This window comes from Propionispora sp. 2/2-37, assembly GCF_001298735.1.
In the GTDB taxonomy this organism is placed as follows: domain Bacteria; phylum Bacillota; class Negativicutes; order Propionisporales; family Propionisporaceae; genus Propionispora.
This window is the reverse complement of the sequence record NZ_CYSP01000019.1, coordinates 12,313-26,895: the sequence shown is the minus strand read 5'-3', so window position 1 is coordinate 26,895 and position 14,583 is coordinate 12,313. Positions and strand designations below refer to the sequence as shown.

At 41.3% G+C, this 14,583-nt stretch carries 15 protein-coding genes and 1 tRNA gene; 14 read left to right on the top strand and 2 right to left on the bottom strand.

Features of this window, described 5'->3' with window-relative positions; all coding sequences use genetic code 11:
* Window positions 1-141 precede the first annotated feature (141 nt).
* The 4 genes from P22_RS17230 (at window position 142) to P22_RS17215 (ending at window position 2,596) form a co-directional block, all read left to right on the top strand.
* Window positions 142-912 (top strand): DeoR/GlpR family DNA-binding transcription regulator, encoded by a 771-nt coding sequence (locus P22_RS17230; RefSeq protein WP_235814701.1) that lies wholly within the window; start codon window positions 142-144, stop codon window positions 910-912.
* A 17-nt stretch (window positions 913-929) separates the two neighbouring features.
* Window positions 930-1,127, top strand: a complete 198-nt coding sequence (locus tag P22_RS17225; RefSeq protein ID WP_156319031.1) for a hypothetical protein — start codon at window positions 930-932, stop codon at window positions 1,125-1,127.
* Window positions 1,128-1,201: 74 nt separating this feature from the next.
* The gene (locus P22_RS17220; RefSeq protein ID WP_082378547.1) at window positions 1,202-2,479 is read left to right on the top strand and encodes an HD-GYP domain-containing protein; all 1,278 of its coding nucleotides are present in this window, start codon (window positions 1,202-1,204) and stop codon (window positions 2,477-2,479) included.
* 41 nt (window positions 2,480-2,520) lie between these two features.
* Window positions 2,521-2,596, top strand: a tRNA-Thr gene (locus P22_RS17215).
* Window positions 2,597-2,756: 160 nt separating this feature from the next.
* On the opposite strand, the gene P22_RS17210 is transcribed toward P22_RS17215, so the two are convergent.
* Together P22_RS17210 and P22_RS17205 are read right to left on the bottom strand one after the other, a co-directional pair.
* On the bottom strand, window positions 2,757-3,074 hold the full coding sequence (locus P22_RS17210) for a hypothetical protein (protein ID WP_054261472.1): 318 nt from the start codon (window positions 3,072-3,074) through the stop codon (window positions 2,757-2,759).
* A gap of 598 nt (window positions 3,075-3,672) precedes the next feature.
* Window positions 3,673-4,062 (bottom strand): hypothetical protein, encoded by a 390-nt coding sequence (locus tag P22_RS17205; RefSeq protein ID WP_054261471.1) that lies wholly within the window; start codon window positions 4,060-4,062, stop codon window positions 3,673-3,675.
* Between the two features lie 508 nt (window positions 4,063-4,570).
* Between P22_RS17205 and P22_RS17200 the strand changes: the two genes are divergently transcribed.
* From P22_RS17200 to P22_RS17160, 10 genes are all read left to right on the top strand, one after another.
* Window positions 4,571-4,789 (top strand): hypothetical protein, encoded by a 219-nt coding sequence (locus P22_RS17200; protein ID WP_054261470.1) that lies wholly within the window; start codon window positions 4,571-4,573, stop codon window positions 4,787-4,789.
* A 652-nt stretch (window positions 4,790-5,441) separates the two neighbouring features.
* Window positions 5,442-5,615, top strand: coding sequence for a hypothetical protein (locus P22_RS20750; RefSeq protein ID WP_156319030.1), 174 nt, complete (start codon window positions 5,442-5,444; stop codon window positions 5,613-5,615).
* Window positions 5,616-5,628: 13 nt separating this feature from the next.
* Complete coding sequence (locus P22_RS17195) at window positions 5,629-6,066, top strand: hypothetical protein (RefSeq protein WP_054261469.1); 438 nt, start codon at window positions 5,629-5,631, stop codon at window positions 6,064-6,066.
* 482 nt (window positions 6,067-6,548) lie between these two features.
* Complete coding sequence (locus P22_RS17190) at window positions 6,549-7,427, top strand: MurR/RpiR family transcriptional regulator (protein WP_054261468.1); 879 nt, start codon at window positions 6,549-6,551, stop codon at window positions 7,425-7,427.
* A 309-nt stretch (window positions 7,428-7,736) separates the two neighbouring features.
* Window positions 7,737-9,125: a PTS mannitol transporter subunit IIBC gene (locus P22_RS17185; RefSeq protein WP_054261467.1), complete on the top strand. Its 1,389-nt coding sequence runs from the start codon at window positions 7,737-7,739 to the stop codon at window positions 9,123-9,125.
* Between the two features lie 182 nt (window positions 9,126-9,307).
* Window positions 9,308-11,395 carry a BglG family transcription antiterminator gene (locus P22_RS17180; protein WP_054261466.1) on the top strand — a complete coding sequence of 696 codons (2,088 nt, stop codon included), beginning with the start codon at window positions 9,308-9,310 and terminating at the stop codon, window positions 11,393-11,395.
* 15 nt (window positions 11,396-11,410) lie between these two features.
* A complete protein-coding gene (locus P22_RS17175; RefSeq protein WP_054261465.1) occupies window positions 11,411-11,848 on the top strand; it encodes a PTS mannitol transporter subunit IIA in 438 nt (145 codons plus the stop codon).
* A 34-nt stretch (window positions 11,849-11,882) separates the two neighbouring features.
* Window positions 11,883-12,632, top strand: a complete 750-nt coding sequence (locus P22_RS17170) for a ribulose-phosphate 3-epimerase (protein ID WP_235814700.1) — start codon at window positions 11,883-11,885, stop codon at window positions 12,630-12,632.
* Window positions 12,622-13,179 (top strand): 6-phospho-3-hexuloisomerase, encoded by a 558-nt coding sequence (gene hxlB, locus P22_RS17165; protein ID WP_054261464.1) that lies wholly within the window; start codon window positions 12,622-12,624, stop codon window positions 13,177-13,179. The genes P22_RS17170 and hxlB overlap by 11 nt, the downstream gene beginning before the upstream one ends.
* 42 nt (window positions 13,180-13,221) lie before the next feature.
* Window positions 13,222-14,388 (top strand): mannitol-1-phosphate 5-dehydrogenase, encoded by a 1,167-nt coding sequence (locus P22_RS17160; protein WP_054261463.1) that lies wholly within the window; start codon window positions 13,222-13,224, stop codon window positions 14,386-14,388.
* Window positions 14,389-14,583: the final 195 nt, after the last annotated feature.

Sequence of the window (14,583 nt, the reverse complement as noted above, 5' to 3'; positions counted from 1 at the left end):
ATTGTACTGCTGGAATTTAAAAAATTCAACAGAAATTTTCAAAGGCTGGGATCCTTTGAAAATTAGACAGAGGGCGAGGTTTATTGTTTTGTATTGATTGTTATTATATAATGGAAATATCTGAAATGTAGCAAGGGGCTGATGAGTTTGTTTGCTCAGGAGAGGCAGGAAGAAATTTTAAAGTTGTTGCAGCGGGACGGAAAAGTGGTGGTTAAGGAATTAAGTCATTATTTTAATGTGACTGAAGACTGTATCCGCAAGGATTTGACGGTATTGGAGAACGAAAGTTTGTTGCAGAAAACGTATGGCGGCGCGATTCCGGTCCGGGTCAAGGCTTATAATGCAGCCATTGCCGAACGGCTGCACAGTAACCAGGAAGCCAAAACATTGATAGCCAACAAAGCTTTTAAGGAAATTCAGGAACAGGATACGGTTTTTTTGGATATTTCCACAACCAATCTGATACTGGCGGAACAGTTATCCCGGAGCAATAAGCGGGTGACGGTCATTACCAATATGATCGATATTGTTGCAGTGCTTAACCGTCCGGATAATCAGATCGATGTCATTTGTACCGGGGGTGGGCTGAGCAAATTTTCTAACGGCTTCATTGGAGCGATGACCATCAGCAGTATACTAAATTACAAGCCGCATAAGGCGTTTATTGGCAGTTGCGGGGTTGATATTACGGACAATAGTGTGACAACTGTCGACCTTGATGATGCCAATACCAAAAGGGCGATTATAAAAAACAGCCAAAAAATTTATCTGGTCATGGAAAACAATAAGTTTTATCACGATGCACCTTATAAATTTTCCAGCTTGCAGCATATTGATGCCGTCATTACCAATACGTTTCCGGATAAGGAAATTGTCAGCGTTTTGCAAAAAAACAATACTCAGGTTATATAGTTTTACAGGGGGAAGCAATGATGTTTAAAAACATGCGACGTAGTAGTAAACTGATGAGTGAGGAAGACACCATAATTATTTTAAAGCAGGCGGAATATGGCACGCTGGCCACCCTGGCAAACGGGGGCGTTAAGGCTTCCTCAGCCGCAGTGCGGCGGGGCGTACCAGGATTAATTGCAGGTTTGTTTGACGACATAAAGTGGCACCAGGTATAATGTCTATAAAAACTACCCTGGAAGAGTAAACCAATGTGGCGGATGCCTATTAGAGAATGTTTGGAGAGATGAAAATGGGATTAAGCATACACCCAATAACGATACTGCGGGCGTTATCCACTTCCCTGGAGTTATCCAATGGACCAGGCTTGTCCCGCCATCATTGGCGTACGGCCATGATCAGCCTGCGTATTGCCGAACAGCTTGGCATAGATGACTGGCAGTGCCAGGTTCTGGTTTATTCAGCACTGCTGCATGATTTAGGCGCTTCCGCCCGCTGGGAAGAAAAGCGTAAGCTGTTTAGTACGGAACCGGGATATAATTTGCGGGCTCATGCTGAAGCCGGATATCAGTTGTTGAAAAATTCACCGCAGTTGGGGATGCTGGCCGAGCCAATACGTCATCACCACGACCATTGGGATGGTTCCACGCCCAACGGAAAAACGGGCAGGGAAATTCCACTGCTGGCACGCATTATTAATCTGGCTGACCGGCTGGAGGTTATGATCCGCGAAGACGTCGGTATTTTTGAGCAACGTCCCGTTATTCTGAAAAAACTGCATCAATTGAGCGGCAGTCATTTCGACCCGGATTTGCTCTATGCGCTGGACCAGTTTGCCGGACAGGAAGGATTCTGGCTGGATTTGGTAAATCCCAACTATTATCAGAACTTTTTTCGTAATCTGGGTGAGTACATCTGGATGCGCTTCAGTATGGATGACATCATTAATATTGCGGACATTTTTGCGAAGATTATTGATGCCACCAGTTCGTTTACGGCTACCCATTCGCGGGCTGTTGCCGAGATGAGCATTTTTCTTTCCCGGATTAAGGGCTACAGCGAGGAAGAGGTTAAGGCTTTTCATATTGCCGGGCTGCTGCACGATTTAGGTAAGTTGGCTGTGCCAAACGAGATACTGGAAAAACCCGGGAGGCTTACCGCGGAAGAGGTTTTGATCATGAGGCAGCATCCGTATTATACATACCGGATTTTGGAGCAGATCAACGGATTTGAGACAATTGCCGAATGGGCGGCATATCACCATGAAACGCTGGATGGCACCGGGTATCCGTTCCGGATTAGAGGTGATAAGCTTTCCCTGGGAGCGCGGATTGTCGGGGTGGCCGATGTTTTTACCGCGCTTACCGAAGACCGCCCTTATCGCACCAGAATGTCGCTGGCGCAGGCTGAAAAGATCATCCGATCCATGGTTGCCGGGCAAAAACTGGATGCCGGTGTGGCGGCCGATTTATTTGGGCAGGGGCAGGAGGCTTATCTGCTGATTCAGAAGACCTATGAAGAAAACAAGAGAAACCTGGAAGAAAGCAAAATGGTGGGGATTGGAGGTTGACTTTTTTCTTTCGAGCAGGTACAATATAGAACGTACGAAACGCTGGTATAGCTCAGTTGGTAGAGCAGCTCATTCGTAATGAGCAGGTCGCGGGTTCGAGTCCCATTACCAGCTCCAGTAAAATCAGGGCCTGCAGAGATGCAGGCTTTTTTGTTATGTTAACTTGTGCACGTGCTTGTGCCCGAAACCAGATAAAAAATGCTTGTGTTAGGGATAAACGTAAACGGCATAAAAAACAGGCCAGTTATTACATGACCTGTAAGTTTGCAATTGAACTTTAAATGTTAATCCCACCAACGACGACGTCGACGGAAAAAAAAGAAGAAAGGAGGGAAAAAGAAAAAACGCGGGAAAAATCTACGTCTGCGGCGCCCGAAGCCAAATCCATCCGGATTGCCGCCTGGATCGTCATCATCCATAGCCATTTCTGCCATACTCGCAGGTGCATTGCACATTGGGCATTCGTCATATTCTTCCGCGTCATACTCATGCCCGCAATAACCGCAGACTCTGCCAATATTATAGTCACAATCAGCGTAAACCTTGTACTTTGTGGTATAGGTTCCAACATATCTTTCTCTGCAACTTGGCTCATATTCATACATCTCGCAGGGGTCACAGTAGCTCGGTTTGCAAGTTTGTACAGGCTTACATTTTTTCATAGGTTTACAATGGGGCATACAGTCATATTTGGATTTACAGTACATCCATATCAGACCTCCAATAGTTTTTTTTGGTTGGTTATAGTATAGTTTATTCACATATAGTAAACAATGTTACGTTAATTAATATTATTATTTGGTCTGATTTGAGATTTATCTATATTTAATATTTGTGTATAAAAAAATAGACCAGCTTAAGGAGTGGCTGGCCTAAAAGGGAGAGATACCTGCGGAGGTATGAAGTGGTTCTAGACCAACAGCCCATTCGATGGCCTAGAATCAAAGAGGAGAATGTTACATAACATTTTATTCCGAAACTTGACTAAAGGTGACATAAAAATAGGCCAGCCATATAGCTGACCTAGAGAGGAAAATACAATCTTAGTATGGCCGGATGGGCAGAGATTATACGGGAGGGGTAGCAAAGGAGATGCTAATTTGCTGGAATACCTGGAGTAAACAAACCCAAAACAAAGAAATCCGGATCGTGCGCAAGGCAGTCTGGCGCGAGATCGGAGGGATGAGCATTACTTATTTTAAAAACTTTATAGTAAAATCATGGGCGTATTTCATTTTAGTTGTAAATGGGTCTTTGATAAAATTCGGTTCATCTTCAATCATCTTCTCAACAGTATTTTTTTCCAGAATTACATAAGGCTTAATGATTCCAAAGGGAGTATGGATCTCTGATGAAAGTACTCCGTTTTCAAGATTAGAAATAGTTGCCCCATTAAAATAAACGGTGTATTCACCAATAGTAGTGTTGTTTGACGTAATACGAATCCCTATGTGGTTTGTCTTGCCAGACAAGATTTTTTCGGCAATTGCATATAGCGAACTATGGTTCTTTACAAACGCCTCAAATGTGCGTTTATAAAAAGGCATAAATTCTTCTTGCATAAACTTGTCGGTATCAGTCATAATTATCCCTCCATAAATTGTTACTTCTCTTATTATAACTTGGAATCAGATTATTATTTATTCGTAAATCAAAAGGAGGTAGTAAGCATGAAGGCTATCAATAAAATAAACGGTTAGCGGCATCGCTGGACGAACTGTTCGGCAGATGCCGTTTTTTTAGTACTAATCAAATGCAATGCTAAATGTGCCTGCCAACAGGATGGTTACTGTATCCGGCAACAGCGCGGGTTAAAATGCGGGATCGAACGATAAAGTCGGCCCAAAATGATCGGCCGGCACGATAAATTTTAAGTATTCTCTGTACGGTATTGTTGGACTGCTAGTCCAATCATAAAGGCTGCAGAATAAAATAACCCTGCATGCAGGGTTGTCATATCTCCTTGAACTATTGGCATAATGCGCTTTATTAGGCCAACTACCTTAGTTTACTTTGGCAATGTGTATTTTCTACACACTTAAATTGCACAGCGAATAAGATACACTGATATTTTCTAAAGGAGTTGCTGGCATGAACTGCAACGATCTAAATAAGTTAATTTTATTTGCACTAGCATTGGTTGCTATTAGCGATGTGCTTTTATTTTTTATTGAGTTAAGGAATCAACGTTATGAAAAAGAAGCTGAAGCCGAAAGGGCGGGAAGAGAAGATAGTCTAGTATCAGAAATGAAAGAAATACAAAAAGAGTTAACGCTCCTGAAAGAACAAATCAGAGCGTTAGATATATGAAGACGAGTATCGCTTGTTCAGATATATTTCCTTTGATTAACAACAAAGTGTCCTGGATATTGATAATCTAAAAAAGACATATCGGCGCGGCGGTAAATAACCAAAAGAAAAAAGAATACGGGCAAATCAGCATAAATTCCGGTGGATTAATCTGCCGGAGCTTTATTTTGTGCATAACCGGTATATTCCCCCTATAATAGCCCAAAAGATAGTGCCCATATTGTCAGATTAGGTTATAAAAGTGAGTTGTGCAAATTCTTTTTATGCCTGAACCAGTCGGCCGTTTATTTTAGCCGGTTAAAAGAATGTAATAAAGCAGAAATGGCTAAAGCAGGTAAAGAGGCCAGCCTGAAGATTATTTTGGGGTTAGGGCCATGGTATTCGCATCGTCTGGAGGCAATTTCTGAAACATATACTCGACTACAGCCGTAGCTTAATTCCTGGAACATTCATAGGATGGATTATGACAGTTAAGTAGCCGTTAGTTGTCAGCTGCAGAGAAAGACGAATATTCCTCAACTAGATGGCGGAAGTCGCTAGAAAATCATGTTCAACGCAGGGCATTACCGTTATTTGTGTACTGTCGGAATGGCCAGAGGTGTGTAACCGATTATTTTCTGGATAAAATCCAAAATTAAAGGAGGGAGGTACTATGGTAAAGTTTCTGAAACATGCGGGAGAATGGATTTTAGGCAAGGCTGACGAGATTAACAAACTGGATGGCATTATCAAAGCAGCTATACATCAACAAGCCAAACGGACTTTTTATATTGGTGATGCTGTTGGGATTGTGGTAACCGTTGTTATTGTAAAAATAATCGGATAGGGGATGATTAACATTGATAAGAAAACTGTTATCATTGTTGCTCTGCTGCTTGTTCTTGGTGTCGGGACCTGGTACTTGTTTAGCGGCAGAGCCGGCTTATCAGATAACGGAAGCGGAGCTGACGCGGTTAGATCAGATATTCGATCAGCTCAAGAACAACAACAATCAACTATTGATGGACTTGGCCGAATCGAAACAGGACTTGACGGCAGCGCGGCTGAAGCTGGAAGAATATCAGAAGGACTTGGCGGCACTGCAAAGTCAATTAATACAACTGAAAACCGAATCGATTCAAGCCAGGACAAAGTTAGAAGCAGCGCAGACCTCATTGCAGAAGGCCAATCAATCCTTGCAGGAGTACGAGCAAGAGGCCAAATCAGAAATGAATGAATTAAGATTGGAACGAAACATTTTGGGGTTAGCGGTTTTCATACTGATCTTCAATAAATGATTTGATTTGTATAGGGGATCCCTACCGAGGGGTGGGGATTTTTTATTTGCAGGGGCAAATTTGGATAAAAATTAAAAGTTAGAAAAATTTTCGAAATAATGGGACTGTTGTCAGGAAAGCATGGTGCTTTTACTCTTTTACAGGCAGAAGCTTTCTTCAGGCTTAATGTAAAGCTCAAATAGACTGATTTCAGTATCTTGCCACTGCCTATTGACAACCCGGTGACTATGTGATAACCTTGGTTTGAAATGACATAAGTGTACAGATAGATAATGGCGTCTAAAGAATAGTAGCATTCTTTGGACTTTTTGTTTTTATAGCTCTTTGGCTGTTTTATGGGGTTTTTATGATTGGGACAAGCTGTTTGCAGGTATTTTGAAATGGTATAATGAATATTTTTTTATCCTGTCGTTAATGGTTTCATTATTATTTAAACGATTATAAGTGAAATAATCATTCATAGAATCTTGAGGAGGTTGTATATGAGAGAAAAGCCTCGCATTAAAGAGTTGCAAATTTTGTTGCAAAAAATGGTCGATATTGCTAATGACTCTTCCACTTATGAAAAACTGGCGGCTTATATTGAAAAGAATTACATGAGTATATTGTTCATGACGGCTGGAGAATTGGCGGCGGAAGCTAATGTCAGTCAAGGCAGCGTATCACGCTTTTGCAGTGCGCTGGGTTATCGGGGATATAATGATTTTTTGCGAAACCTGCAAAAATTTGTAAGTGAGGAAATTACAGCGCCGCAGCGCCTGCAATATATATCCGGCAGCAATAACAACAAAAAAATCAGGAATATCCTGGAGATGGAACATAAAAATATTGATGACCTGGAGGCCATTATTAACCAGCCTCCTTATAATGAGTTGGTACATAAACTGGTGGAAGCCGAAAAAGTAGTATTGTTGTCAGCCCGCATGTCGGCTACCATGCTGCCTTATACCTGTTATATTCTAAATAAAATTCGCAGCAATGTCGTGCAGATTACGCCGCATGATCCCGCCTGGGATACACTAAGTCTGGAAAATCCGGAAAAAACCTTGGTATTCGGTATTGTTTTTCCCCGTTATCCCAATACTTTGATTGTAAAATTTCAAGAATTAAAGGAACGGGGTTTCACGATTGCCGCCATTACCGACAGCATGATTTCGCCTGTTTCTAAAATGGCTGATCCGATTATCTATGTACCGATTACCATTTCTTCCATATTTGATATATACAGTACGCCGATGATTCTTTTGAACTTGCTGCTTCGTGATGTAGCAAAACGAATCGGCGGTCTGCAGGACCGTTTGGACGCCTTGGAAAAACTGGAGTCGAAGAATAATATTTATTATCAAAAATTTGATGATTAAGACGAGCTGTTTTTTAACAGCATAACGGCGGGCCGTAATACAAGCGTGAATTTCAGCATTTTTTACTATTTGTCGCCGCAAAAACTTTTGCAGTGATGAGGAAAAGATGAAGGCAATAACCTTTCGAATGATAAAAGCCTGACACCATGTCTATGGTGCCGGCTTTTTTATTGTCAAGCTGTTCCTTTATTTAATTTTGGCAGCTGTTCAACCTGCCATTATGGTGGTTTCTTTTGATTGAAAAGTCTGTAAGTTCAATCTTATAATAGGGCTGTACATAAAGTACTAAAAATACGAAAGGAGAAAAATATGATAACCAGAGCAAATATTCAAGCATTTGGAGGATTTCTCACAGGCATGGTTTTGCCTAATATTGGGGCATTTATCGCCTGGGGGCTGATTACGGCCTTGTTTATTCCAACCGGCTGGGCTCCTAACGAACACATTGCCAAGCTTGTCGGGCCGATGATTGTCTACTTGCTGCCGCTGCTGATCGGTTATACGGGTGGTAAGGCAATCGCCGGCACACGTGGCGGTGTTATGGGGACGATTGCGACTATGGGTGTTGTTGTAGGGTCGAGTATTCCCATGTTCATCGGTGCCATGATTTTAGGACCCCTTGGAGGCTATGTCATTAAGAAGTTTGATGATATGATTGAAGGCAAGATTCCTGCGGGCTTTGAAATGATTGTCAACAATTTTTCCATCGGGATCCTCGGCATGGTATTGGCAATTGCAGCGTACTTGGGCATTGGGCCGGCCATTTTAGCAGTTAACAACGTGGTTAAGGCCGGCATCGAAGTATTGGTTAATGCTAATTTGCTGCCGTTGTTATCTGTTTTCAATGAGCCGGCAAAAGTATTGTTTTTAAATAATGCGATTGATCAGGGGATTTATGCTCCGCTCGGAGTACAGGCGGCACTGGAACAGGGCAAGTCAATTTTCTTTATGGTAGCTTCCAGTCCCGGACCCGGCCTGGGTTTGCTTTTGGCTTACTGGTTTTTCGGTAAAGGGATTAGTAAAGAGTCCGCGCCCACTGCAATCATTATTCACTTCTTTGGCGGGATTCATGAATTGTATTTTCCTTATGTACTTATGAAACCGGTTATGATTATTGCTATGATTTTAGGCGGTATGAGCGGCATCATTACCTTTCAGGCGTTCGGTGCAGGCCTGGTAGCATTTCCGTCGCCAGGCAGTATTATATCGTTTTTGGCCATGACTCCGAAAGGCGGCTATTTAGCTACTTTGGCAGGGGTGTTTGTCGGTACGGCAGTGTCGTTTATGGTTTCTTCCGTATTATTAAAAATGGATAATAAAGTTGTAACCGAAGATGATTTCCAGTCTTCAAAAACACTGATGCAGGAATTAAAAGGGAAAAAGCCGATTCATGAAATTGGTGTGATGAATACGGTAAAGAAAGATATTAAGTTAATTGTATTTGCCTGTGATGCAGGTATGGGATCAAGTGCAATGGGGGCATCCGTACTGAGCGAAAAATTTAAAAAATCCGGTGTTGATGTGCAGGTGATAAACCGTTCGGTTGAAAATATCCCGTCAGAGGCTGATCTGGTAATCTGCCACGAAAGCTTACTGGAGCGGGCAAAACGGGTAATAGCCAATGTAGAGTTTATTACCATCAATAATTATGTTTCGGCACCTCAATACGATGATTTGGTGAAACGGCTTACTAATTAAAAAAGGCATATACAACCAATTGGGGTTGGAGCCCTCTTGGCTGTATAAGCCGGGTAATGAACAGCGGTTTATCAAGATGGAATTCTGCTGCCAGATAAACCGCTGTTCAAAAACAACGATGGAATGTACATTTTGCAATGAAAGCAATTCTCCTTGCCTGAAATTGGAAGGAGTGAAGTGTTATGGATAAGCAGGCAGTTGCCATTTTAGAGTTGTTAATGCACGAAAATGATTATGTTACGTACAGCTATATTTCAAACAAGCTGGATATAAGCATTCGTACTGTAGCCAGAAACATAAAATATCTTGAGTCTTATTGTAAGGATAATCATATAAAATTCGAAATCAAACGTGGCGAGGGTATCCGTTTGCTGGTAATAGATGAAGAAAGACTAAAGTTGAAGCGGATTATCAATAAAAGCGACAGCGGGTATCTATCATCCGCAGAGCGGAAAATCGTCATCATTTCTGAACTGCTTGCCATGAAAGAAGCGGTAAAATCCTATTATTTTTCATCGATTCTCAAGGTATCATTAGGGACAGTCGGCAGAGATCTGGAAGAAGTGGAAAAATGGCTTTCACAAAACGGGTTAAAACTTATCCGGTGCCGCGGCAATGGATTGCTTGTCGAAGGAGAGGAAAGCCTGGTCCGGGAGGGCATTGCCAATTTATTAATCAGCTATATTGATACTAAAAATATCCATTATAGTTTTATCGAATTTATGAGTCCGGAATTTTTTAAAGAAGAGTTATCACGATTTACAAAAGTAAAGCTATCGGAAAGTGTCGACCGCAGCATCGTTGAAAATATCAAGAAAATCGTAGATAACTATGACAGTCATATAAAAGAAACGCTGGTTGATGAATCTTATTTCAAGCTGATTTTATTATTAAGCCTGATGGTACAAAGAAAAGATCGAAAGATCCGCATAGATGAGACGAAATTAAAAGCAGCCAAAGGTTTTGTGCAATATGATTTTATTATAATGCTGCTAAGGATAATTGAAAAGTACTATCAGTTTTCTTTAAATGAGAGCGAAATATATATGATTCTCATTCATTTTGTAACAGCAAGAATCAGACAGGGGAGCACCGCTGAGCAGGTGATGAATGATGATGATTTGCTTGCTGTTGCGCATACAATTATATTCAATATCCAGCGGGATTTGCAGGTTAAACTGGATTACGACAATGATTTAATGAACCGTCTGGTTGATCACTTAAAACTTTTAATTGTCAGAGTCAGTATGAATGTCAGAGTGGCAAACAACTTTTTGGAATCGATTAAAGATGAGTACGGACAAATTTTTGCGGTTGTCAAAAAGAATGTTTCATTTTTAAAATCGGTCATTGGTAAAGAAATTAATGATGAAGAGATTGGCTATATAACCATCCATTTTGCGGCGTCTCTGGTGGCGTTGGAGAACCATGCAAAATCGATTAAAGCTATCGTAATTTGTATGAGCGGTATTGGCACATCGAAAATACTGGTGGAAAAAATAAAGCGGCAGGTTAAGAACATTGAAATTGTTGCAACCATATCCAGCAAAGCCGTTAACGAAGTCGAACTTTCCGGGCAAGGTATTGACCTGATTATTTCTTCAGTTAACATGGAAACGTTTATTATACCGTCGCTTGTAGTGCATCCTTTGGTGCGTGAAGAAGACAAAATGAGATTGTACAAAAAAATTAATGAAATTACGGAAAAGAAAAATATTTTGTCAATTACCAAGAGAGCGGCTAATACAAAAATGGATGCACAGATTAGCAAAAAAGATTTTAATACGGAAGATACCTTGTATTATCTGAAATTGATTCATAACCTTATTGATGATTTTTACTTTGAAACCCGGGTTTCTGCCAGAACCAAACTGACATTGATTGAATATATAGCGAAAAATATGGCGGCGGAGGAATCTTACCGGGAGTTGATTCTGAAAAGGCTGCTGAAACGAGAGGAATATGGCAGTACGGTAATTGATGAGGGTGGTTTGGTACTATTTCATTGTAAAATAAAAGATTGCCTGAAAATTGGGGTAATCCGGCTGCTTTCACCTATTGAAGCCGTTTCCGGGGATGTACAGTCCGCCATTAGTACGGCTTTTGTAATTCTTATGCCGGATGATGCGGATGACAGAATAGTGGAGATGTTGAGCGCAATCAGCAAAGGGTTGATAGTTAATAAGAATTTTTTACAGGAAGTTTGTAAAGGTACGAAAGAAGCTGTCCTGAAACATCTGAGCGATGTGCTTGTAAATTTTATATCTTAGTCTGGGGGAATCTGTATGCAACAAACCATTTTATTACCAGAGAATATTGCAATTAATCTGGATAAGAAATCGAAAGAAGAGGCTGTTATTGCTGCGGGAAGGATGCTGGCTGAGAGGGGTTATGTTAAGGACAGTTATATTAAGGGAATGCTGGAACGGGAAAAGGTTTGTAATACCTATATCGGTAACGGAGTTGCGATTCCGCATGGAACAAACGGTTCCAAACAGGATATTCTCAAATCCGGGATTGTTGTTATGCAATATAAGGATGGAATTGAATACGGGGAAGAGACAGCCTATTTGATTATCGGGATTGCCGGAGTAGGTGAGGAACATTTGTCGATACTCTCCAAGATTGCCCTGACGATTCAGGATGCAAGCACGGTCGAGCGATTGGTACAATCAAATCAGATTAAGGAAGTATATGAGATATTGCTAAAAATAAACGATTAGCGCGGATGCAGCTATTGCTATGGAGGAAAAGTAAATGGGAAGCAATCATTTACCAATGAGAGGCAGTGAAGTCATAATTTCACCCTCTGTTATTTGTGCCGACTTCTGTAATCTATTGGATGATATAAGAAAGCTAGAAGAAACGGGAATTCATTCTTTGCATGTGGACTTGATTGACGGACATTTTAGTCCAAGTATGCCGTTGGGTCTAACTGTCATTGAACAATTGCGAAATAAATCCAGCCTGGACTTTGATGTTCACATCATGGCCGAAGATAACGAATTTTTTATTAAAGAACTAACGAAGATCGGAGTGCAGAGCATTACCTTTCATTATGAATCAGCCTTCCATGTGGAGAGAATGCTGCAATTAATTAAAGCGGCAGGCAGTAAGGCCGGTATCGCCTTAAATCCGGCAACTCCCCTGCAGGTGATGGATTATGTCCTGGAACATTGCGACTATGTCTTGCTCATGCTGATCAGCCCAGGCTATGCAGGCCATAAAGGGGAGGCGATGGTGCCTTATGCACTGAAGAAGATTACAGAATGTAAAAAGTATATTGAAAGCAGAGGACTGCATACCCGGATTGTGGTAGACGGCCGGGTTTCTATGGAAGTGATAGCCGAAGTTGTGGCGGCGGGAGCCGATTGTTTAGTTGCAGGAAGTACCAGCTTTTTCAGGAAGGGAGCTTCCCTACAGGATAATTTCGTGCAAATGAATAAAGAAATTCAACTTGGTTTGGAAGCTAGAAATCATAGAGAGGATGGGAAACATGAACTATAGACAAACCTATCAATCTATTTTATCGGAATGCAATATTGCGCTGGAAAAGGTCCGGGAAGAAGATGTAAAACAATGTATTGAACTTATTCTGCAAGCTGAAAAAGTATTTTTTATTGGCGTTGGGCGGGTCAAACTGGCGATAGAGGCCTTTGCCAAACGGCTTTCCCATTTAGGGGTCTATTCCGTTATTGTTGGACAAATTACAGAACCGGCCATGACCGACAAAGACATATTAATTGTTGCGTCTGGAAGCGGGGAATCCCTGATACCGGTGGCCATAGCCCAAAAAGCAAAACAAATAGGCGGGAAAATCATACACCTTGGCTCCAATCCGCATAGCAGTTTGGCCCCAATAACGGATGTAATGGTAAGGATACCGGTACAAACCAAACTGTACCTGGCAGATGAAATCCAATCGGAGCAACCCATGTCCAGTTTGTTTGAACAGAGTTTATTGCTTTTGGGTGATACCATTGCCAAGATGATTGTGGAAAAAGAAAAAATTCAATTAAAGAGCTTATGGAAGTTTCATGCCAATTTGGAATAATGTAAAGCTAAGATTGGCTGGTTTCCGGGAGGAGGTATGGCGATGAACGCAGTTCATTTCGGAGCAGGTAATATCGGACGGGGTTTTATTGGAAGTTTGCTGCATCATTCGGGCTACCAGGTTTGCTTTGTGGATATAAACGAAGATATCGTTGACCGCATAAATGCCGAAAAAAGGTATGAAGTAGTTTTTATCGACGAACAAAATAGTACAGAAATGATTGATCATGTTTCCGCATTGCATAGTGTGAAACAAGAACAAGAAATCATAGATAAAATAGTGACTGCAGATATTGTGACAACCGCTGTTTGCGTGCAGATGCTGGAGAGAATTTCCGGTGTTCTGTCCGAAGGGCTATTAAAACGGATCAAAGTCTGCAAAGAACCTTTACAGGTCATTGCCTGTGAAAACGCCATCAATGCAAGTTCCTTGTTAAAAAAAGAGGTATATGCGCATTTAACGGAAGAAGAAAAACAAGCGATGGAGGGAGTGGTAGGATTTCCAAACGTGGCGATTGACCGTATGGCGCTGAGCATAAAAAGCGGACCGGTAACAACTGCACATGTGGAACGTTTTTATGAAATGATAGTCAATGAGAGTGAACTTACCGGCAATAGCAAGCCATTTAAGGCTGTTACCTATGTAAAAGAATTATATCCGTATATAGAGAGAAAGCTGTTCTTGGTGAATTGCGCTCATGCCATTACAGCTTATTTGGGGTATTTATACAAATATGGAACAATCCAAATGGCGTTACAGGATGCTTTCATTTTAGAAACTGTAAAAAATTCATTACATGAAATTGCAGTTTTACTAAAAGAAAAGCATGGCTTTTCACTGGAAGAGCAACAACAATATAGTGAAAAAGTTATTCAGCGTTTTTCCAATCCCTTACTGGCGGATCAAGTCACCAGGGTGGCCAGAAATCCCCTTCGTAAATTGGGGGAGAATGAACGTTTGTTAGGTCCTGCCAAGCAGCTTGCTGCAAGATTCTTACCGGTGAACAATCTGGCCATAGGGATAGCGGCTGCGCTTTTGTACGATGATCCGGCAGATGATGAAGCGGTGCAGTTACAAAATGGCATAAAAAAGTATGGCATTGAATCGTTGCTGGTGAAATATGCTAATTTGCCTAAGGGGCATATATTAATTCAATTAGTTAAAGAAAAATTGTCTTATTTACAGGAGAGGTGCACTGGCAGCCGGTGAAAATCAATGTGCTTGCAGCAAGGGCCAAATGGAAACTATCCATTTGGCCCTTGCTGTTGCAGGGACCCAGTTCTGCTCCGGATAGGAAGAGGAGAGCTAACCGGATTGACCGATACCGGCCGTTAGGGCCCATAAGTATATAAAAAACAAAAAAGTATAGAAAAATTATAAATAAATCTAAAAATTCAAGAATTT

Excerpts from the sequence above, each read along its gene's own strand:
- P22_RS17210 (WP_054261472.1), bottom strand. The coding sequence starts at position 3,074 with ATGAGCCAAGTTGCAGAGAAAGATATGTTGGAACCTATACCACAAAGT.
- P22_RS17200 (WP_054261470.1), top strand. The coding sequence starts at position 4,571 with ATGAACTGCAACGATCTAAATAAGTTAATTTTATTTGCACTAGCATTG.
- P22_RS20750 (WP_156319030.1), top strand. The coding sequence starts at position 5,442 with ATGGTAAAGTTTCTGAAACATGCGGGAGAATGGATTTTAGGCAAGGCT.
- P22_RS17185 (WP_054261467.1), top strand. The coding sequence starts at position 7,737 with ATGATAACCAGAGCAAATATTCAAGCATTTGGAGGATTTCTCACAGGC.
- P22_RS17220 (WP_082378547.1), top strand. The coding sequence starts at position 1,202 with ATGGGATTAAGCATACACCCAATAACGATACTGCGGGCGTTATCCACT.
- P22_RS17175 (WP_054261465.1), top strand. The coding sequence starts at position 11,411 with ATGCAACAAACCATTTTATTACCAGAGAATATTGCAATTAATCTGGAT.
- P22_RS17160 (WP_054261463.1), top strand. The coding sequence starts at position 13,222 with ATGAACGCAGTTCATTTCGGAGCAGGTAATATCGGACGGGGTTTTATT.
- hxlB (WP_054261464.1), top strand. The coding sequence starts at position 12,622 with ATGAACTATAGACAAACCTATCAATCTATTTTATCGGAATGCAATATT.
- P22_RS17190 (WP_054261468.1), top strand. The coding sequence starts at position 6,549 with ATGAGAGAAAAGCCTCGCATTAAAGAGTTGCAAATTTTGTTGCAAAAA.
- P22_RS17230 (WP_235814701.1), top strand. The coding sequence starts at position 142 with ATGAGTTTGTTTGCTCAGGAGAGGCAGGAAGAAATTTTAAAGTTGTTG.
- P22_RS17205 (WP_054261471.1), bottom strand. The coding sequence starts at position 4,062 with ATGACTGATACCGACAAGTTTATGCAAGAAGAATTTATGCCTTTTTAT.
- P22_RS17170 (WP_235814700.1), top strand. The coding sequence starts at position 11,883 with ATGGGAAGCAATCATTTACCAATGAGAGGCAGTGAAGTCATAATTTCA.
- P22_RS17180 (WP_054261466.1), top strand. The coding sequence starts at position 9,308 with ATGGATAAGCAGGCAGTTGCCATTTTAGAGTTGTTAATGCACGAAAAT.
- P22_RS17225 (WP_156319031.1), top strand. The coding sequence starts at position 930 with ATGATGTTTAAAAACATGCGACGTAGTAGTAAACTGATGAGTGAGGAA.